General features: G+C 38.0%; 15 protein-coding genes and 1 other annotated feature (1 of these 16 cut by a window edge). Of the genes, 1 reads left to right on the top strand and 14 read right to left on the bottom strand.

Translation table 11 applies throughout. The features are described 5' to 3' along the window. The first annotated feature begins 164 nt into the window (after positions 1–164). On the top strand, positions 165–1,877 hold the full coding sequence (locus NKG37_RS16340; RefSeq protein ID WP_016201043.1) for an Rqc2 family fibronectin-binding protein: 1,713 nt from the start codon (positions 165–167) through the stop codon (positions 1,875–1,877). Positions 1,878–2,720: 843 nt separating this feature from the next. Here the strand turns inward: NKG37_RS16340 and pyrE are convergent. From pyrE to ileS, 14 genes are all read right to left on the bottom strand, one after another. Continuing rightward, a complete protein-coding gene (gene pyrE / locus NKG37_RS16335; protein ID WP_169188354.1) occupies positions 2,721–3,338 on the bottom strand; it encodes an orotate phosphoribosyltransferase in 618 nt (205 codons plus the stop codon). Next, positions 3,335–4,051 carry an orotidine-5'-phosphate decarboxylase gene (pyrF, locus tag NKG37_RS16330; RefSeq protein ID WP_254414952.1) on the bottom strand — a complete coding sequence of 239 codons (717 nt, stop codon included), beginning with the start codon at positions 4,049–4,051 and terminating at the stop codon, positions 3,335–3,337. The genes pyrE and pyrF overlap by 4 nt, the downstream gene beginning before the upstream one ends. Continuing rightward, entirely contained in the window at positions 4,023–4,964 is a 942-nt protein-coding gene (locus NKG37_RS16325; protein ID WP_254414951.1) for a dihydroorotate dehydrogenase, read from the bottom strand. The genes pyrF and NKG37_RS16325 overlap by 29 nt, the downstream gene beginning before the upstream one ends. After that, a complete protein-coding gene (locus tag NKG37_RS16320) occupies positions 4,961–5,740 on the bottom strand; it encodes a dihydroorotate dehydrogenase electron transfer subunit (RefSeq protein WP_254414950.1) in 780 nt (259 codons plus the stop codon). Before NKG37_RS16320 ends, NKG37_RS16325 begins: the two co-directional genes overlap by 4 nt. Further along, positions 5,737–8,949 (bottom strand): carbamoyl-phosphate synthase large subunit, encoded by a 3,213-nt coding sequence (gene carB, locus NKG37_RS16315; protein ID WP_169188351.1) that lies wholly within the window; start codon positions 8,947–8,949, stop codon positions 5,737–5,739. Before carB ends, NKG37_RS16320 begins: the two co-directional genes overlap by 4 nt. Then, on the bottom strand, positions 8,936–10,033 hold the full coding sequence (locus NKG37_RS16310) for a carbamoyl phosphate synthase small subunit (RefSeq protein ID WP_302183187.1): 1,098 nt from the start codon (positions 10,031–10,033) through the stop codon (positions 8,936–8,938). The genes carB and NKG37_RS16310 overlap by 14 nt, the downstream gene beginning before the upstream one ends. Beyond that, a complete protein-coding gene (locus tag NKG37_RS16305) occupies positions 10,030–11,316 on the bottom strand; it encodes a dihydroorotase (RefSeq protein ID WP_254414948.1) in 1,287 nt (428 codons plus the stop codon). Before NKG37_RS16305 ends, NKG37_RS16310 begins: the two co-directional genes overlap by 4 nt. Further along, on the bottom strand, positions 11,282–12,220 hold the full coding sequence (locus NKG37_RS16300; protein ID WP_254414947.1) for an aspartate carbamoyltransferase catalytic subunit: 939 nt from the start codon (positions 12,218–12,220) through the stop codon (positions 11,282–11,284). Before NKG37_RS16300 ends, NKG37_RS16305 begins: the two co-directional genes overlap by 35 nt. Positions 12,221–12,562: 342 nt before the next feature. Then, the gene (locus NKG37_RS16295) at positions 12,563–13,888 is read right to left on the bottom strand and encodes a solute carrier family 23 protein (protein ID WP_254414946.1); all 1,326 of its coding nucleotides are present in this window, start codon (positions 13,886–13,888) and stop codon (positions 12,563–12,565) included. Positions 13,889–14,067: 179 nt separating this feature from the next. Beyond that, the gene (gene pyrR / locus NKG37_RS16290; RefSeq protein ID WP_101730056.1) at positions 14,068–14,610 is read right to left on the bottom strand and encodes a bifunctional pyr operon transcriptional regulator/uracil phosphoribosyltransferase PyrR; all 543 of its coding nucleotides are present in this window, start codon (positions 14,608–14,610) and stop codon (positions 14,068–14,070) included. A gap of 193 nt (positions 14,611–14,803) precedes the next feature. Next, positions 14,804–15,715 carry an RluA family pseudouridine synthase gene (locus tag NKG37_RS16285; RefSeq protein WP_254414945.1) on the bottom strand — a complete coding sequence of 304 codons (912 nt, stop codon included), beginning with the start codon at positions 15,713–15,715 and terminating at the stop codon, positions 14,804–14,806. Further along, positions 15,684–16,181: a signal peptidase II gene (gene lspA, locus NKG37_RS16280; RefSeq protein WP_040342502.1), complete on the bottom strand. Its 498-nt coding sequence runs from the start codon at positions 16,179–16,181 to the stop codon at positions 15,684–15,686. Before lspA ends, NKG37_RS16285 begins: the two co-directional genes overlap by 32 nt. Before the next feature lie 102 nt (positions 16,182–16,283). Beyond that, positions 16,284–16,607: a hypothetical protein gene (locus NKG37_RS16275; RefSeq protein ID WP_254414944.1), complete on the bottom strand. Its 324-nt coding sequence runs from the start codon at positions 16,605–16,607 to the stop codon at positions 16,284–16,286. Positions 16,608–17,322: 715 nt separating this feature from the next. Continuing rightward, positions 17,323–20,082, bottom strand: coding sequence for an isoleucine--tRNA ligase (ileS, locus tag NKG37_RS16270; protein ID WP_254414943.1), 2,760 nt, complete (start codon positions 20,080–20,082; stop codon positions 17,323–17,325). A gap of 100 nt (positions 20,083–20,182) precedes the next feature. Next, positions 20,183–20,337: a binding site (T-box leader), on the bottom strand (it continues 81 nt past the right edge of the window).

The raw sequence follows: 20,337 nt of genomic DNA, 5'->3' as shown, positions 1-20,337 counted from the left end.
AGGAAGTGAAGATTTCTTTCTTTTAAGTTTGGAAACATCTAAAAAAGCAGTTACTGTTCTTCTAAGAGAAACAACGGCTCCATTTTGTTAGTCCAAATCCTTGTAATTATGCACAATAAAAGATACAGTAAAGATGGAAATTATTAAAAATGAGGTTGTTACTTATGTCATTTGATGGTTTATTTACAAGAGCAATGTCCCTTGAGTTAAAAGAGCTTTTACTAGGAGGCAGAATTAATAAAGTTCAGCAGCCTTTTACGAATGAAATTATTTTATCAATACGTGCAAATGGAAAGAATCAAAAATTACTATTATCTGCTCATCCTAGCTATGCCCGGATTCAAATTACCGAAGAATCGTATGAAAATCCAAAAGAACCACCAATGTTTTGCATGCTCCTCCGCAAGCATTTAGAAGGTTATTTTATAGAAGATATATATCAAATAGACAATGAACGTATCATTGTTTTAGAGATTAGAGGAAGAAATGAAATTGGCGATACTTCCTATAAAAAGCTCATGATTGAAATCATGGGAAGACACAGTAATATTATTTTAGTCGATCGAGACAAAAATACAATTCTAGATAGTATTAAACATATTTCTTATGCGGTTAATAGCCATAGAGCCATTCTTCCTGGCTATGAATACTTGGCTCCACCGAAACAAGAGAAAAGGGATCCTTATACTGCGACAGAAGAGGATATTTTACGGGCGATTGATTTTAATAGCGGAAAATTGGACAAGCAGCTCGTACAGCAGTTTGCTGGATTTTCACCGTTAATAGCAAGAGAAATTTTCCTTCATGCAGGTCTTGCCAATAAAGAAACTTTGCCAAAAGCTTTTCTTACTGTAATAGACCCAATAAAAAAAGGAAATTATGCTCCTTCTATTATGGATACTCCAGACAAAGAATACTTTTACTGTCTGCCAATCGAGCATGTCAAAGGAGATATAAAATCGTTTCCTACTTTAAGTAAGATGCTTGACCGTTATTATTTCGGTAAAGCAGAGCGAGATCGGGTAAAGCAGCAAAGCAATGATCTCGAACGCTTTATCGTAAATGAACGAGATAAAAACAGTAAAAAAATTAAAAAACTAGAACGTTCTTTATCAGAAGCAGAGAATGCCGAGGAATATCAATTACTTGGTGAACTTTTGACAGCCAACCTATATGCTGTTAAAAAGGGGATGGCAGAAGTAGAAGTAATCAATTATTATGATGCAGATAGCAAGATGGTTAAGATTCCTCTTAGTCAGAGACTATCCCCTTCTGAAAATGCACAAAAATATTTTACCAAATATCAAAAAGCCAAAAAGTCGATTGATATTATTAAAGAACAAATTAGGTTAGCACAACAAGAATATGAATACTTTGAAACACTGTACCAGCAAATTCTTGCTGCGTCCCCAAAAGATATTCAGGAAATTCGCGAAGAATTAGTGGAAGAAGGTTATCTGCGAGAAAGACAGAAAAAGCAAACTAAAAAACCGCAAAATGTGAAACCTGTCTTAGACTATTATATTTCCAATGATGAAACAGAGATTATCGTAGGTAAAAATAATAAACAAAATGATTATTTAACAAATAGAGTTGCCGCTAGAGATGAAATTTGGCTCCATACAAAGGATATCCCAGGATCACATGTTGTTATTCGCAGCAAGGAGCCGTCAGAGGAAACGATTTTACAGGCAGCTAAATTAGCCGCTTATTTTAGCAAAGCACGCCAATCTAGCTCCGTTCCGGTTGACTACACATTAGTGCGCCATGTGAAAAAGCCAAGTGGTGCGAAACCAGGGTTTGTCATTTATGATAATCAGCAAACCGTTTATGTTACACCAGATGAAGAAACCGTGATTCAATTGAAAAAGAGTTAAAACTTTATTAACGAGAGGGGCTTTAGTTGCCTCTCTTGCTTTATTAATTCGTGCTTGATTTACTTGTGACCACCTTTTATTGGATAAGCACCGGCATTTTCTGCGCTCAGCAAGTCTATGAACACCACTTTCCTTGATTTTCCTGCCTAATGTGGCTTTCAGCAAACCGATAAACGTACTTCCCCTACTTCCAACCCCACTAGTGTTGTTCATCCCACTCCCACTTAATAAACCTCCCCCAAACCAAAAACAAACAAAAAACGAGGCTGGGACAAAACTAGATAGCCAATCTGTAAAGACGAACAATCTCTAATTTATCTCTTAAATAAAGGTTCCTTTTATACAATGGTTATTTATGTTTTTAAATATAGTCAAGTGTAAAAACTAATTCGTTCCATTGCGCTACAGAAACACGATTCGCCGGGGAGCAACCTAAGCCTCCTCGGCTAAAGCCTGTGGGGTCTAAAGATTGCTCTACTTCCCGCAGGAGTCGAGTGTCTTCCGCTCCATTCCACTCTGTTTTTAAAGGCAATTCCCTAAAAAATATTGTTTTTTTAGAAAAAATGAATTAGTAGGAAATATGGAGCAGCCTGAATACACGTAGACTCCTATGGGAGCTGCGAGAAAGTCCGAGACCCTGCAGGCCAGAGGCCGAAGCGGCTCGGCGCTCGCCCCATGGAAAGCGAAGTGTATTCAGGCTGCGGATATTAACACTAACTGTACTGAAACAGCCTTTTATAAAACTAATAAAACCCGAACAATCATTTAGGATTATTTGATAGTTGTTCGGGTTTATCTATGACTGGAATACTTATGTCCCAGCCTCGTTCAATCCTCCTTTTATTACCATTTCTCCGGATTTTCTTTCCATGCGTTCAAGCTTGCTAAATCCCCTTCTTCAATATAGCCTTTTTTCTGTGCTACATCTAATAAGCTCGTATAATCTGTTAATGAGTATGCTTTAATTTCAGCCTCACCAAGTAATTCTTTCCCCTTTGGCAATTCGTATGTAAAAATAGCAACAACTCCAAGTACTTCACAGCCTGCTTCTCGTAAACTATTAACAGCTGTGATCACACTTCCGCCAGTTGAAATTAAATCTTCGACTACTACAACTTTTTGTCCTTTCTCTACTTTTCCTTCGATCTGATTTCCTTTTCCATGCGCTTTTGCTTTGGAACGTACATATGCCATCGGCAAATCTAGAATGTCACTTACCCAAGCTGCATGGGGAATACCTGCTGTCGCCGTTCCGGCCACTACTTCGGTTTCTGGAAAGTTCTTTTTAATTAGTTCAGCTAATCCAGCAGCAATATTTTTACGAACCTTTGGATAAGACAAGGTTAAGCGGTTGTCGCAATAAATTGGCGATTTCAATCCAGAAGACCAAGTAAATGGAGCATTAGGTTGTAAAAATACTGCCTTAATATCTAATAATTGTTCTGCAATTTCATGTTTCATATCGTGATGCCCTCCCACTCGGATTTAAATAATGAATAGCTTTCATATGGATTTTCTGCTCTTGTAATGGAACGTCCAACAACAATTGCTGATACCCCATTTTCTCTCGCAATCTTTGGTGTTGCTACTCGTACTTGATCCTGTACCGCATCTGTCTTTAAACGGATTCCTGGTGTTACCGTTAAAAATGAATCACCTAATCTATCACGTATCGCAGCGGCTTCTAATGTCGAGCAAACGACACCATCTAGGCCAGCCTCTTTCGTAATCATTGCATAATGTAATACCGATTCCTGTAAAGGAACTTTAATTAATTGCTCTTTTTGCATGCTTTCTTCAGACGTACTTGTCAACTGTGTCACACCAATACATTTCGCTCGTTTCATTCCAGATGGTGTACCCGCTTCGAGTCCCTCAACCGCTCTAGCCATCATCTCGATTCCACCAGCTGCATGTACATTTACTAAATCAACGCCTAAGCCAGCAATATTTTTCATCGCACTTCCAACAGTGTTTGGAATATCATGAAGTTTTAAGTCTAGAAAAATTTGGTGATTTCTTTCCTTTAATTCCTGAATAATGCTTGGTCCTTCTTTGTAAAACAGTTCCATTCCCACCTTTAGAAATAACGATTCTCCGTTAAATTCTTTTAAAAAGGAATGCACCTCGTCTTTCGAGGCAAAATCAAGCGCGATGATAAGCGAATTGTTCATGTTTTCCCCAGCTCCTTCCCGTTACTTCTGATATATGTTCGAATCCGTATTGATCTAATAGTGCAGGTAGCTCCTCGATTATTTTTGGGCAAATAAACGGATCTACAAAGTTTGCTGTGCCGACTGCTACCGCACTTGCGCCTGCATAGAAAAATTCTAAAACATCTTCAGCAGTGGATACTCCACCCATTCCAATAATCGGCAGGTTTACCGCTTGACTCACTTCATAAATCATACGAATTGCTACAGCCTTCACTGCTGGGCCAGATAATCCTCCTGTTTTATTCGCTAAAATCGGCTGGCCTGTTTTTAAATCGAGACGCATGCCAACAAGAGTGTTAATCATCGTAATTCCATCTGCTCCCCCTGCTTCTACCGCTTTTGCCATCTCTACAATATTTGTTACATTTGGCGAAAGCTTCACATATACCGGAACCTCTGATACTTCTTTTACTTTTTTCGTTAATTCCTTAGCAACTTCTGGAATCGTTCCAAAAGCAATTCCTCCTGTTTTTACATTCGGACAAGAAATGTTTAATTCTAGTGCTGCAACATTTGAGGCTTTTGATATTTCTTTCGCAACTGCCACATAATCCTCTTCCACTGATCCTGCTACATTTGCAATAATCGGTACATCAAACTGGCTTAACCAAGGCAATTCTTCACCAACCACTTTTTTAAGACCAGGATTTTGAAGACCAATGGCATTCAGCATTCCAGAAGTAGTTTCTGCTACTCGAGGTGTTGGATTACCAAAGCGTGGCTCAACCGTAGTTGCTTTAATCATAATCGCGCCTAGCTTACTTAAATCATATAAGTTGCTATATTCCCGTCCAAATCCAAAACAGCCAGAAGCGGGCATAATTGGGTTTTTAAGCTGTAATCCAGGAAGCTTTACCTGAAGTCGGTTCATAGGACAACCTCCCCTGTTTTAAATACTGGTCCATCTGTACATACCTTTTTATAACTAAAGCCTGTTGGATCGTCTGCTGTATGACATACACAAGCAAAACATGCACCAATCCCACATCCCATTCTTTCCTCTAAAGAAATGAACACCTTTTTATCTGGAAATGTTTTTTCTAGATTTTTAAGCATTGGCGTTGGTCCACAGGAGTATAATACGTCAAATTCTAGTTTTTCTTGAAAAATTACATCTGTGACAAATCCTTGAGTACCGCGACTACCATCTACGGTAGCAATATACGTATCTCCAAGTGAAGCAAACTTTTCTTCATAAAAAGCAACGGATTCCGTTTGAAATCCTAATACAGCAATAATCTTTACCCCTTTAGCAACAAGACGATTTGCTAATTCGTATAAAGGTGGCACCCCAATACCTCCACCCACTAATAAAGCCGTCTCTCCTAGCTTACATTCTTCGACTGGAAATCCATTTCCTAAAGGACCTAGAATATCAACCGTCTCTCCTGCTGTCTTTTTTCCAAGAAGCTTTGTGCCCTCTCCTTCTGCTCGGTAAATCATCGTAAAGGTTTTTCTGTCTTGATTAATCCGGCAAATACTAATCGGGCGTCTTAATATAGGTACAGCACTATCACTTACTTTTATATGAACAAATTGACCTGGTTCATTCATTTCAGAGACAAGCTCACCCGTTAAGGTGAGCTCCATAATATTTTCGGCTATCTCTTTCTGTTCGACTACTGTACAGATTTCGTTTTTGATCATACTAATACTGCCTCCAGTTGCGTTTTGCTTGGCTCCATCGCATCTGTAGAGAATGTCATGGATTCTACTACTCGAAGGATTGCCTCTGCTGTATCTAAAGAAGTTAAGCATGGAATACCATTTTCAACAGATTCACGTCTAATTCGGAATCCATCTCTTGCTGGCTGGCTACCTTTTGAGAATGTATTAATGACAAACTGTGCTTCCCCATTGCGGATTACATCAATTAATGTATGGCCTTTTCCACCAATTTTACCGACCACTTTTACTGGAATCTGATTACTTTTGAGGAACGCTGCAGTTCCACTTGTTGCCATCAGACTATAGCCGATATTCGTAAATCGTTTTGCAAGCTGCAATGCTTCTTCCTTATCTTTATCTCCAATTGTCATCAGAACTGTTCCAAATGTTTTAATCTTCATGCCTGAAGCAATTAAGCCTTTGTACAGTGCTTTTTCAAGAGTAATATCTTTACCCATAACTTCTCCAGTTGATTTCATCTCAGGTCCTAATGTAATATCTACTCTTCGTAATTTTGCAAAAGAGAATACTGGAACTTTGACATAAACACCAGATTTTTCAGCGACTAAGCCTGTAGTATAGCCTTGCTCTTTTAAGGATGTGCCCAAAATAACTTTTGTTGCAATTTTCGCCATCGGCACATTCGTAATTTTGCTTAGGAAAGGTACAGTTCTACTAGAGCGTGGATTTACTTCTAGCACAAAGACTTCTCCTTTGGAAACAACGTACTGGATATTCAGTAAGCCGACAATCTTCAATCCTTTTGCAAGTCTCGTTGTATAATCTACTAATGTTTGCTTAATTTCTGCTGATAAGCTTTGCGGTGGATAGACAGCAATCGAATCTCCTGAATGGACACCAGCACGTTCGATATGCTCCATAATTCCTGGAATAACTACATCTGTTCCATCACAGATTGCATCCACTTCGATTTCTTTACCTGTTAAATAACGGTCAATTAAGATTGGCTGTCCTGGACTTGCTTTAACCGCATTTTCCATGTAAGGAATGAGCTCTTCTTCCTTATAAACAATTTGCATCGCTCTTCCGCCTAATACGTAAGAGGGTCTTACAAGTACTGGGTAGCCAATGGAATTTGCTACAACAATTGCTTCTTCAACTGTTAACGCCGTTTTTCCGTCAGGCTGTGGGATGCCTAAGTCTTGTAGGCTTTGTTCAAACTTATCACGATCCTCTGCACGATCTAAATCTTCTAGAGATGTACCTAAGATTTTAACGCCACGCTCTGCCAAGGGACCAGCTAGGTTGATGGCTGTTTGCCCACCAAACTGTACCACTACTCCTTCAGGCTTTTCTAGATCAATGATATGCATTACATCTTCAATCGTAAGTGGTTCAAAGTAAAGCTTATCGGAAATACTAAAGTCTGTTGAAACAGTTTCTGGATTGTTATTGATGATAATTGCTTCATAGCCTGCTTCTTTTATTGCCCATACAGAGTGAACCGTTGCATAGTCAAACTCAATCCCTTGTCCGATGCGAATTGGTCCAGATCCAAGGACAACGATGCTTTTCTTGTCTGTGACAATCGATTCGTTTTCCTCTTCATATGTTCCATAGTAGTACGGTGTTTCTGATTCAAACTCAGCTGCACATGTATCAACCATTTTATAAACAGGCACAATGCCTTTTTCTTTTCTCCAGTTATATACTTCAAGCTCTGTTGTATTCCAAAGCTTTGCAAGCTGAATATCGGCAAATCCTTTTTCTTTTGCCTCTTTTACATATTCCTCATCAAACGGATGATTGGTTAGCTCTTTTTCGAACTTGATGATGCCTTGAAGTTTATATAGGAAGAATAAGTCAATCTTGCTCCATTCATGAATCATTTCAATACTCACACCGCGATTCAGCGCTTCTGCTATATAAAACAATCTTTCATCTCCAGCAACTCTTATTCGTTTCTCTAGCAATTCATCGCTTGTTTCGTCCGCTGCATTTAGCGAAAAGTGATACACTTTTGCTTCAAGGGAACGTATCGCTTTTAATAGAGATTCTTCGAAGGTTCGGCCAATTGCCATTACTTCACCAGTTGCTTTCATTTGTGTACCTAAGTTACGTTTCGCTGATTCAAACTTATCGAATGGGAAGCGTGGAATCTTACTTACCACATAATCTAATGCTGGTTCGAAGCTTGCATATGTTTTCCCTGTAACAGGATTCATCATCTCATCTAATGTTAACCCTACTGCGATTTTTGCAGCTAGCTTTGCTATAGGATAACCAGTTGCTTTACTTGCAAGGGCAGAAGAACGACTTACCCTTGGGTTTACTTCGATAATGTAATATTGAAAGCTGTCAGGATCTAGTGCAAGCTGTACGTTACAGCCACCTTCAATTTTTAGTGCACGAATAATTTTCAAGGAAGTATTTCTTAGTAGCTGGTATTCTCTATCGCTTAACGTCTGACTTGGTGCTACAACGATACTGTCACCTGTATGAATCCCAACTGGATCGATATTTTCCATGTTACATACAACAATTGCGTTATCATTGCTATCGCGCATGACTTCGTATTCAATTTCTTTGAATCCTGCGATACTTTTTTCTAATAAACATTGGGTAACTGGGCTGTTTTTTAATCCGCTTGTTACGATTTCTTCTAATTCCTCGTCATTATGGCAAATCCCCCCGCCAGTTCCACCAAGTGTGAAGGCAGGTCGAACGATAACTGGATAACCTATTTTTTCTACAAATGTTTTTGCCTCGCCCATATTATGAATAATATCACTGTCTGGAACTGGTTCGCCTAATTCATTCATCAAGTTACGGAAAAGGTCTCTATCTTCTGCTTGTTGAATGGCAGATAACTTAGTTCCAAGTACTTCTACCCCACATTCCTCTAAAACCCCTGCTTCTGAAAGCTCAACAGCAAGGTTTAAGCCCGTTTGTCCTCCCAATGTCGGCAGGATAGCATCTGGTCTTTCTTTGCGAATGATGCGACTGACAAATTCAAGGGTTAATGGTTCGATATAAACTTTATCTGCCATTTCCGTATCTGTCATAATTGTTGCTGGATTAGAGTTTACTAAGATTACTCGATAGCCTTCTTCCTTTAAAGCGATACATGCTTGAGCGCCTGCATAGTCAAATTCTGCTGCTTGCCCAATGATGATTGGACCTGATCCGATTACTAATATACTTTTAATATCATTACGCTTTGACATATGCTGCACCTTCCTGTTTGTGAGATTTTATCATTTCCATAAAACGATCGAATAAATAGTTTGCATCCTCTGGTCCTGGAGACGCTTCTGGATGATATTGCACGGTAAACGCTGGGTATTCTTTATGCTGTAACCCTTCGATTGTTCCATCATTTAAAGCAATATGTGTTACTTCTAAGTTTGTATGATTAATAGATTCTTCTTCTACTGTATAGCCATGATTTTGCGATGTTAGCGAAACCTTCCCTGTTAATAAATCCTTCACTGGGTGGTTTGATCCTCGATGGCCAAACTTCATTTTTTCCGTATTTGCTCCACTAGCTAATGCGAATAATTGATGACCTAAACAGATTCCAAAAAGCGGTACTTTCCCAACAATTCCTTTAATTGCTTCAATTGCCTCAGGTACATCTTTGGGATCTCCAGGTCCATTTGATAGCATAACGCCATCTGGACTTAATCTTAGAATTTCTTCTGCTGTTGTGTTGTATGGGACAACAATTACATCACAATCACGTTTATTTAATTCTCGTAAAATTCCATGCTTCATTCCATAGTCTACTAGGACGACGCGGCTGCCGCGACCTGGACTTGGATAAGGCTTCTTCGTAGAAACTTGCTTTACTTGATCTGTACTTAGCGTAATTCCTTTTAATTTTGCGATTACTTCTTCTGCATTTTCTTCTATACTACAAATTGCACCTTTCAACGTTCCATATTGGCGGATAATACGCGTTAATTTTCTTGTATCAATGCCAGTAATTCCTGGGATATTCTTTAGCTTAAAGTATTCGTCTAATGATAGTTCATTGCGCCAATTTGAAGGAAAATCACACACTTCTTTGATAATAAATCCATGAATGGCTGGCGTTATCGATTCAAAATCATCTCGATTAATACCATAATTTCCTACTAGTGGATACGTTAGCGTTACAATTTGTCCACAATAAGATGGATCTGATAGAATTTCTTGATAGCCTGTCATTCCTGTGTTAAATACTACTTCACCAAATTTTTCTGTATCGGCACCGAAGCCTTTCCCGATAAATACCGTACCATCTTCAAGAATTAATTGTTTTTTCATGCGTGTACACTTTCCTTTCTCCAAGCAATCTTTCCACTAACGATTGTAGCAACTGGCCAGCCTTGACATTCCCAGCCAGCAAATGGTGTATTTCTTCCTTTTGATAAGAATGTGTCTGGATCAATCTTATTTGTATCTTCTAAATCAAGAATGACGATGTCTGCGTTCTGACCTATTTCTAATGTTCCAGCGTTTAAATTAAATGCCTTAGCTGGCTTTATAGTTAGATAATCAATTAACTGATTTAATGTCATTACTCCTGTTTTTACAAAGTTCGTGTAAAGGAGGGGAAATGCTGTTTCTAACCCAACAATTCCAAATGGTGCAAGTTGCATTGACTGTGCTTTTTCTTCTGCTGTATGTGGTGCATGATCTGTTGCGATAAAGTCAATTGTTCCATCTAGTAATCCTTCCATTAATGCTTTGCGATCCTCTGTTCCTCTTAACGGTGGATTCATTTTGTAATTTGTGTCAAGAGAAGGGATATCGGTATCTGCTAATAGTAAATGATGTGGTGATACCTCTGCTGTAACCCGGATCCCTGCTTTCTTCGCATCTCTTACAACACGTACAGATTCTTTTGTACTGATGTGGCATACATGATAATGACAACCAGTTGCTTCTGATAAAAGAACATCTCTTGCAATTTGCACAGATTCACAAACACTTGGAATTCCATTTAAGCCGTTTTCCTTTGAAAACTCCCCTTCATGTACACAACCTTTATTAATGAGGCTATTATCTTCACAGTGAGCGACAATTGCCATATCTAGTGCAGCCGCTCGCTTCATTGCTTCTAGCATTTGTCCTGCTTCTTGAATTCCTACACCATCATCGGTAAAAGCGAATGCCCCTAGTTCTTTAAGCGCCTTAAAATCAGTAAGCTCATTACCTAATTGTCTGATTGTGATGGATGCATACGGTAAGACATTTACATTTGCCGTATTTTGAATCCTTTCATTTAAATTATGTAGATTCTCGACTGTATCAGGAACCGGTCTTGTGTTGGGCATATTTGCAATCGTTGTAAATCCGCCACGTGCTGCTGCCATCGTCCCTGTCGCAATCGTTTCTTTCTTTTCGCCCCCTGGTTCTCTTAAATGAACATGTAGGTCAATAAATCCTGGAGCGATCACTTTTCCAGCTGCATCAATCACTTCATCTGCATTTGTATTGATTTCTTTTGCAATAGTCTTGATTGCCCCATTTTCGATCAATATGTCATTCTGTTCTAAATCCCCTGTAGCATTAAGCAACTGGCCATCTTTGATAAGTATTGACATGTTCATTTCTCCCTCCAATATTTTCTAACGATCTTTTTAAAACACTCATACGGATAAACACACCATTTTCCATTTGCTTAAAAATTCTGGAGCGTTCGCACTCAACCAATTCATCCGCAATTTCTACATCTCTGTTCACTGGTGCCGGGTGCATGATAATGCTTCCTGGCTTCATTTTTTTTTCTCTTTCTACTGTTAACCCGTATAGTTTATGGTAGCTTTCTATATCAAAAGCAGCTCTTTCGTCTCCATGTCTTTCATGTTGGACGCGTAGTAGCATAACAACATCAGATGTTTCAATCGCTGTATCAATATCTTCATAACTTGCATCCTTAAGGACCGTTTCATCAAACCATTCTCTTGGTCCAGAGAACACAACCTCTGCCCCTAATCTTGTTAAGGCATCTGCATTTGATCTTGCAACTCGGCTATGACTGATATCACCAATAATACTTACTTTTAAGCCGTTGAAGCGTTGGAATTCCTGCTTTATAGTTAAAAGATCTAGTAGTGATTGGGTAGGATGATGACCGCAACCATCACCTGCATTAATGACTGGTATGTTTACTTTTCCTACCAATTCATCAAAGTAACGGTCATTTTCGTGTCTTATAACTACAGCATTTACTCCTACTGATTCCAGCGTTCGAACAGTATCATATAATGTTTCTCCTTTAACAACACTTGAGGTTGTTGTCTCGAATGGGATGACCTCAAGTCCTAACTTTCTCTCCGCTACTTCGAAGCTACATTTTGTTCTTGTGCTTGCCTCGAAGAAGAGATTTGCAACAAAGCATTGGTTTGCTGGTCTCCATGTTTCCCCATTTGCAAATCTTTGTGCATCTCTTAGGATTTCTTGAATCTCTGTAACGGTTAACTCAGTCGTAGTTAATAAGTTTTCCATGATACTCCCTCCCGTTATTTGCTGCTTTTAACTTAACCCGCAGGCTGAATACACTTCGCTTTCCGTGGGGCGAGCGATGAGCCTCCTCGGCACAGCCTGCGGGGTCTCACCTTTCTCGCTAATCCCACAGGAGTCTACGTGTATTCAGCCTGCTCAGTATTTCTAAATTAATTTTCGTCAGTATTCCTTAAAAATTCCTAAAAAAAACGCCCTAACAACTTGTTAGGGCGTCAAAAAGTTTGATTCTGCGTAGATTTAGGCAAATTGAACCTAGTACATACAATCTATGCATCATTTTTTGGCACCCTTATAAGTCTCTCTGTACTTGTTTAAAAGGTGTTATTATTTACTTTCGTCTACTGCAATTGCTTCTTCGAATAAATCATCTTTTGCTTTTTCTCTTCCTGGTAATACTAGGTTTAAAATAATTCCTAAGATTGCGGCGAATGCCATTCCTTCTAGTTTAAAGTGTTCTCCCATATGGATGGAGAAGCCTCCAATACCTGTTACTAGGATGACAGATGCGATAACTAAATTACGGTTTTTATTGAAATCCAACTTTGCTTCTACAATAATTCTTAATCCAGAAGAAGCGATGATACCGAACAGAAGAATGGATACTCCTCCCATTACTGGTGTTGGAATTGATTGAATAAGTGCAGCAATTTTACCGATAAATCCAAACCCGATTGCTAGTACTGCTGCTCCTCCTAAAACATATACACTATATACTCTAGTAATTGCTAGTACTCCAATATTTTCACCATACGTTGTTTTTGCAGGTCCTCCCATTAAGGCAGAGATAATTGTTGCAGTTCCATCTCCTAGAATACTTCTGTGAAGTCCAGGATCTTTTATATAATCTTTACCAACTACTTTACTTAATACTAGCTGGTGACCAATATGTTCCGTTAGTGTAACGATTGCCACCGGGACAAAAATGGTTAGTAAAGCTAAGTTAATGGTTACAGGATAATCTACGAATGGGAAGATAAAATCTGGCATCGCAAACCATTTCGCATCCAAAACACCTTGAAAGTTAACCACACCTACAAGTAAGGCATAAACATAACCTATAACAATACCTGCTAAGATTGGAATGAAGCTAAACACTCCTTTACCAAACATCGTAAAGAGAATAGTTGCAAGTAAGGTTACTAGCGCAACAGATATATATAGTAAGCTATACTCTTGATTCTCACTACCATTGTTCATATACATCGATTGCCCGACTGCGGTTGAAGCAAGCGCCAATCCGATTACCATAATTACTGGTCCAACAACAATCGGCGGCAGGATATTCATAATCCAGCGATAACCTGCTTTTTTTATAGTTAAGGCAACAATACCGTATACAATTCCAGCAATAAAGGTTCCAATCATGGCAGCTCCAGGTCCTCCGCCAGGCATTGCCTTAGCCGCTAAAACTGGCGCGATAAAGGCAAAGGATGAGCCTAAGTAGGCTGGCACTTTAAATTGGGTAATAATTAAGAATGCGAGTGTACCTACTCCGCTTGAGACTAAAGCGACTGCTGGACTCATGTGAATTAAGAATGGTACTAAAACTGTTGCGCCAAACATGGCGAATAAATGCTGTAAGCTTAATGTAATCCACTGCAGAGCACTTGGCTTGTCATTAATTCCTAATAAGGGTTTTGTTTCGTTCATTTCTGTCTCCTCTTTCTGTAAAAAAATACTTGAGTATAATTACTTATTAATATCCCCTATTGAATAAATAAAACCCCTTTTCTGCGTAGCGAAAAAGGGGTTTTAGACAGGCTTGAAGAAACCTTATGAGAAAAACTCCCCTTCTCAGCCTCACAGGACTGCATTTAAAAGGGCTCTATTTAATTTTCAAAAATATTTACTTCATCATGTCCATCGACCTCTGCAAGCTCAACTACAATTCTTTCTGAGCTGGAGGTTGGAATGTTTTTCCCAACATAATCAGCTCTGATTGGCAGTTCTCTATGACCTCTGTCTACTAAGACTGCAAGCTGTATGGATGCTGGTCTTCCCATATCCATTAGTGCATCCATGCCGGCCCGAACCGTTCTTCCTGTATATAAGACGTCGTCTACAAGAATGACCTTTAAGCCTTGAATATCTGTTGGGATGTCTGAGCCTTTTACCAATGGCTCCTCATTTTTCGTCTTTTTCGTTAAATCGTCTCTATACAATGTAATGTCCAATTCACCAACTTCAATTGGCTTTCCTTCGATTTGAGCAATTCTTTCGGCAAGACGGTTAGCAATGTATATACCTCTTGTTCGAATCCCAACAAGTATACAATCTTCTATCCCTTTATTTTTTTCGATGATTTCATGAGCTATTCTTGTTAATGCTCGTCTTATTGCTTGCTCGTCTAGCACAAGTGCCTTCTGCGACATATTGATCACCATCCATGCTGTGATTCAAACTTTTTTCAAAAAAATATCCTCTCACCGTTTTGATGAGAGGATATACGTATACTTAGATAGCTATTACTTTTAATAGCTAGAATCCGTTTCCTTCTCAACCTCACGGGATTGATTTAAAGGACTTATTCAACTAAAATTATCTTAATATAAAATAGATATCTTGTCAACGATTATTTCGAAGGGTATCTAAAAGTTGTTCATAGTCTTTTGGCAGTGGAGCTTCGAACTCTAGATATTCCCCAGTACGTGGATGTTCAAATCCTAGTACTCCTGCATGAAGAGCTTGGCCCCCGATATCTAATGTTTTTCTTGGTCCATATTTAGGGTCTCCAACAAGTGGATAGCCAATATACTTCATATGAACACGAATTTGATGAGTACGTCCAGTCTCTAATTGACATTCGATATATGTGTATCCATCTATTCTTTCGATTACATGAAAATGTGTTACAGCATGCTTCCCGTTATCTACAACAGTCATACTTTGTCTATCCTTAGGATCACGGCCAATCGGCGCTTCAATTGTTCCATAGTCATGTGGAATGGATCCATGAACTAACGCTTTATATTTTCTTGTTACCGTTTTTGCTACTAATTGATTCACAAGACTTTCATGAGCAACATCATTTTTAGCAACCATTAATAGGCCAGATGTATCTTTATCGATTCGATGGACAATCCCTGGTCTCATTACACCATTAATCCCAGAAAGATCTTTACAATGTGCCATTAAACCGTTCACCAATGTTCCAGTTACATGGCCAGGAGCAGGATGTACAACCATTCCTTTTGGTTTATTTACTACGATAACATCTTTATCCTCATAATAAATATCTAAATCCATTTCCTCTGCTTCAACGTCTAGTTCTGTTGCTTCTGGTACTTCAATTGTTACTACGTCATTTAAAACACCTTTATACTTTGTTTTTACCGTTTGACCATTAACTGTCACATGACCGTCTTTTATCCATTGTTGGACCTGCGTTCTTGACCAGTCTGCATTAATCGTCGAAACAATTTTGTCGATTCGTTCATTTACTTGCTCACTTTGAATGATATGTTCCGTTTTTTCCATTTTTCTTCTCCTTCTTTGCTTCTCTATCCTCCCTCAGCATAACTAGGATTAATAAAATAACACCAATTACTAAAGATGAGTCTGCAATATTAAATATAGGGAAATCATAATTGAAGATATACGTATTGATAAAGTCGACTACATATTGATGTCTGGCACGGTCAATAAAATTGCCAAGTGCGCCACCTAATATAAGACCGAGCGAAACCCCGTATAGTATTTTGCCTTTTGTGCCAGTTTGAATTAAATAAATTAATCCAATTACAACAACAATCGTGACGATATAGAAAAAGACCATTTGATTCTCAAGCATACCCCATGCGGCTCCACTATTACGATGGGATGTCAGATAGAAAAAATCTTTTATTATTTCAATACTTTCACCAAGCTCCATATTTTTTACAACTAACCATTTCGTCCATTGATCAAGAATAATAATTATAGCTGCAATTATGTAATAAAACACTAAAGTTTCCTCCAATTCTCGAGTCTCCTTTAGCATTTTAGCATAAACTAGATGAAAACGATAGCTTGGTCGTATATTTCCATGAAAGCAATTCCCACCTAATCAGTGAATCGACTTTCGATAATAGGACTGAATACTATTTATATCACTCTTTGTTCTAATAGTAGGAATCATCTCCAATAAATCGAATGGAAGTAATTCGCCAGACATTTCACACATTCCAAAGTTACCACTTTCTAATTTTTGCATCGTTTCCTCTACATCTTTTAGTTCTTCTTCAATATACTTATTTATTTTTGAATCTCTTTTTACTCGTAATGTTGTTGCTAATTCGATTTGTGTCAGACGGAGTTCTGTATAAAGCTTTTCAACAGTTGAATTCATTTCCATTACCTCCGTTTCTTTAATTATCTTTAGCTTTTCCATTGAAGAAGACAAAAACCGATTAAAGATTTAACAAGCATAACAACTATTAACGGAGGTGGAATTATTTCTCTTCATTACATATGTATAAAAAAATCCACCCACATTGTGATAATAGATGGGAGTTGCTCTCACGCTATGTAATTCATTTATTCTTTTTCTTTTCCCAATAAAAGGCTTTTACAAAACTTTTTCCCTTTAATTTTTTCTTTGTTTTAAACAATCTTTTAAAAGCAAAAAAGAGGATGGGACATAACAAATTAGATACTCTGTAAAGACGAACAATCTCTAATTTAACGCTGAAATAAAAGTTACATTCACTGAATATTTATGATTTTAAATATAGTCATGTAAAAACTAATTCGTTCCATTGCGCTACAGACACTCGCTTCATTTCACTTCATTTTTAAAGGCTATTTTCTAAAAAATATTGTTTTTCCAAGAAAAAATAATTTAGTTGGAAGAATGGAGCAGCCTGAATATACGTAGACTCCTGTGGGATTAGCGAGACAGCCTGAGACCCTGCAGGCCAAAGGCAGACCGCGGCTCAGCGCGAGCCCCACGGAAAGCGAAGTATATTCAGGCTGCGGGTACTAACAGCTGAAACAGCTTTTTTACAAGCTAATTAAAAAGCCAAACAATCATACGAAATTTCCGTGTAATTGTTTGGCTTTAAATTGGGCTGAAATATTTATGTTAGTGTATTTATAAGTGTTTCTTAATAATTTTCTTCTACTACATGTGCACATCTCTCGCATAGTGTTGGATGTGCTTCCACTTTACCAACGTCTGTTGTAACAGTCCAGCATCTTTCACATGTTTCACCGTCTGCTTTTGATACTACAATGGCAGCATGTTCAAGCTTTAACGCTTCTTCTGGAGCACTATTATATTCACCAGCAATTTCGAAACCTGATACGATAAATAATTGTTGTAAGTTTTCTTGAATAGAATTTAGAAGTGTATTTACTTCTTCATTCACATACAACGTTACTTTCGCAGCAAGTGATTTACCAATTACTTTTTGATTACGTGCTTCTTCTAATGCTTTAAGCACATCATCACGTACAACCAAGAATTTATTCCATTTTTCTTCTAAAATATCACTATTTTCAAATGTTGTATATTCCGGGAAATCAGTTAGCTGTACACTTTCTTCATTTGCAGAAGAAATATGGTCCCAAACCTCATCCGCAGTATGTGGTAAGATTGGTGCAACTAATTTTGTTAAGCTGATTAAGCTTTCGTAAAGAACAGTTTGAATTGCTCTTCTTTCCTTATTATTTGTTGCTTCGATATACAGTACATCTTTTGAAAAATCAAGATAGAATGCACTTAAATCCAATGTACAGAAATTATTGATATTATGATAAATAGTCGAGAATTCGTATTTATCATAGGATTCTGTTACATTTTTAATTAATTTATTTAATTTGATCAGCATAAACTGATCCACTTCACGTAATTCTTCATAAGAAAGAGCATCTGTTTCTGGGTTAAAGTCAGCAAGGTTTCCTAATAAGAAACGGAATGTATTTCTGATTTTACGATAGCCTTCTGTTACTTGTTTTAAAATAGCATCAGATACACGCACATCTGCTTGGAAGTCTACTGAAGCTACCCATAGACGTAAAATATCAGCACCTAATTGGTTCATTACTTTTGCAGGAACCATAACATTTCCTAATGATTTACTCATTTTGCGTCCTTCTCCATCTAAAACGAAGCCATGGCTTAAAACAGCTTTATAAGGTGCTTTACCAGTTACTGCTACGCTTGTAGATAATGAAGAGTTAAACCAGCCACGATATTGGTCAGAACCTTCTAGGTATAGATCAGCAGGACGTTGAAGATCCTCTCTTTCTAGTAATACAGCTTGATGAGAAGAACCAGAATCGAACCAAACATCCATAATATCTGTTTCTTTTGTAAATTCACCATTTGGGCTACCTGGATGTGTAAAGCCTGCTGGCAATAATTCCTTCGCTGATTTTTCAAACCAAATATTCGACCCATTTTCTCTAAATAGATTAGAGATATGCTCAATTGTTTCATCTGTAATGATGCTGTCGCCATTTTCTGCATAGAACACAGGAATTGGCACACCCCATGCACGTTGTCTAGAAATACACCAATCTCCACGATCACGAACCATATTATACAATCTAGATTCGCCCCATGCAGGTACCCATGCTGTTTCTTTTACTGCATCTAATAGTTTATTCCTAAAGTCTTTAATAGAAGCAAACCATTGTGCTGTTGCACGGAAAATAACTGGTTTTTTCGTTCTCCAGTCATGTGGATAAGAATGAGTAATAAATTGAAGCTTTAATAATGCTCCAACCTCTTCAAGCTTTTCTGTAATTGGCTTGTTCGCTTTATCATAGAATAAACCTTCAAATCCTGGTGCTTCTTCTGTCATAACCCCTTTATCATCAACAGGACAAAGAACTTCTAATCCATATTTTTGACCAACTAAGAAATCATCTTCCCCATGTCCAGGAGCAGTATGAACACAGCCAGTTCCGGCATCTGTCGTTACATGTTCTCCTAGCATTACTAAAGAATCACGGCCATAGATTGGATGTGCAGCTAGAATATATTCTAGTTCTGAACCTTTCACTTCTTGAACTACTTTTGCTTCTTCCCAGCCAATTTCTTTTTTTACACTTTCCAATAAATCTTGTGCAACTAAGTATTTGTTGCCTTTTTCTTCGACAACTACATATGTTAAAGTTGGATGAACAGAAATACCTAAGTTAGCAGGAATTGTCCAAGGAGTAGTTGTCCAAATAACTATTTGTACATCTTCTGCTAAAACACCTTTGCCATCTTTCACTTTAAATCCAACATAAATAGAAGCCGACTTTTTGTCTTTATATTCAATTTCTGCTTCAGCAAGTGCTGATTCACTTGTTGGAGACCAATAAACAGGTTTCTTCCCTTTGTAGATATAACCTTTTTTCGCCATTTCTCCAAATACTTTTATTTGCTGTGCTTCATAAGCAGGCTTTAAGGTAATATAAGGATTTTCCCAATCTCCGCGAACTCCTAAGCGTTTAAATTGTTCTCTTTGACTGTCAATTTGTCCTAATGCATATTCTTCACATAATTTACGGAATTCTGCAATTGTCATTTCTTTACGTTTTACACCTTTATTTGTTAAAGCTTGTTCAATTGGCAGTCCGTGTGTATCCCATCCTGGCACATATGGTGCTTGAAAGCCAGTCATCGATTTATAACGAACGATAAAATCTTTTAAAATTTTATTAAGAGCATGTCCAATATGGATATCACCATTTGCATATGGAGGTCCATCATGAAGGACAAATATCGGACGTCCTTGTGTACGTTCCTGCACTTTTTTGTAAATATTCATTTCTTTCCATTTCGCTTGAATTTCAGGCTCACGATTTGGCAAATTCCCTCTCATCGGAAAAGCTGTTTTAGGCATGAGCAACGTATCTTTATATTCCATTTTCTTCCTCCAACATTATTATCTTTATTCATGTATGCTTCCATCTATACAGTCCTATTATAGATTAAGTATAGACAGCAAAAAACCTTCTCATCCCCATGAAAGGGACGAGAAGGTTTAATAGTTAAGGTTCCCGCGGTACCACCCTTATAGATAAAAAGAAAATTTTATCCACTTAGACATTTTTTAACGGCAATGAACCGCCTTTTCTTACTTACCTTTTCAGAAAAAGACTCCAGGGTGATTTTCAACTTC

This window comes from Niallia sp. RD1 (assembly GCF_024219955.1).
GTDB lineage: Bacteria > Bacillota > Bacilli > Bacillales > Cytobacillaceae > Niallia > Niallia alba.
This window is presented reverse-complemented; position numbering and strand designations above follow the sequence as displayed.

Bases quoted from the DNA above. Each gene is read 5' to 3' on its own strand.
- NKG37_RS16340 (WP_016201043.1), top strand. From the start codon at position 165: ATGTCATTTGATGGTTTATTTACAAGAGCAATGTCCCTTGAGTTAAAA.
- pyrE (WP_169188354.1), bottom strand. From the start codon at position 3,338: ATGAAACATGAAATTGCAGAACAATTATTAGATATTAAGGCAGTATTT.
- pyrF (WP_254414952.1), bottom strand. From the start codon at position 4,051: ATGAACAATTCGCTTATCATCGCGCTTGATTTTGCCTCGAAAGACGAG.
- NKG37_RS16325 (WP_254414951.1), bottom strand. From the start codon at position 4,964: ATGAACCGACTTCAGGTAAAGCTTCCTGGATTACAGCTTAAAAACCCA.
- NKG37_RS16320 (WP_254414950.1), bottom strand. From the start codon at position 5,740: ATGATCAAAAACGAAATCTGTACAGTAGTCGAACAGAAAGAGATAGCC.
- carB (WP_169188351.1), bottom strand. From the start codon at position 8,949: ATGTCAAAGCGTAATGATATTAAAAGTATATTAGTAATCGGATCAGGT.
- NKG37_RS16310 (WP_302183187.1), bottom strand. From the start codon at position 10,033: ATGAAAAAACAATTAATTCTTGAAGATGGTACGGTATTTATCGGGAAA.
- NKG37_RS16305 (WP_254414948.1), bottom strand. From the start codon at position 11,316: ATGTCAATACTTATCAAAGATGGCCAGTTGCTTAATGCTACAGGGGAT.
- NKG37_RS16300 (WP_254414947.1), bottom strand. From the start codon at position 12,220: ATGGAAAACTTATTAACTACGACTGAGTTAACCGTTACAGAGATTCAA.
- NKG37_RS16295 (WP_254414946.1), bottom strand. From the start codon at position 13,888: ATGAACGAAACAAAACCCTTATTAGGAATTAATGACAAGCCAAGTGCT.
- pyrR (WP_101730056.1), bottom strand. From the start codon at position 14,610: ATGTCGCAGAAGGCACTTGTGCTAGACGAGCAAGCAATAAGACGAGCA.
- NKG37_RS16285 (WP_254414945.1), bottom strand. From the start codon at position 15,715: ATGGAAAAAACGGAACATATCATTCAAAGTGAGCAAGTAAATGAACGA.
- NKG37_RS16275 (WP_254414944.1), bottom strand. From the start codon at position 16,607: ATGGAAAAGCTAAAGATAATTAAAGAAACGGAGGTAATGGAAATGAAT.
- ileS (WP_254414943.1), bottom strand. From the start codon at position 20,082: ATGGAATATAAAGATACGTTGCTCATGCCTAAAACAGCTTTTCCGATG.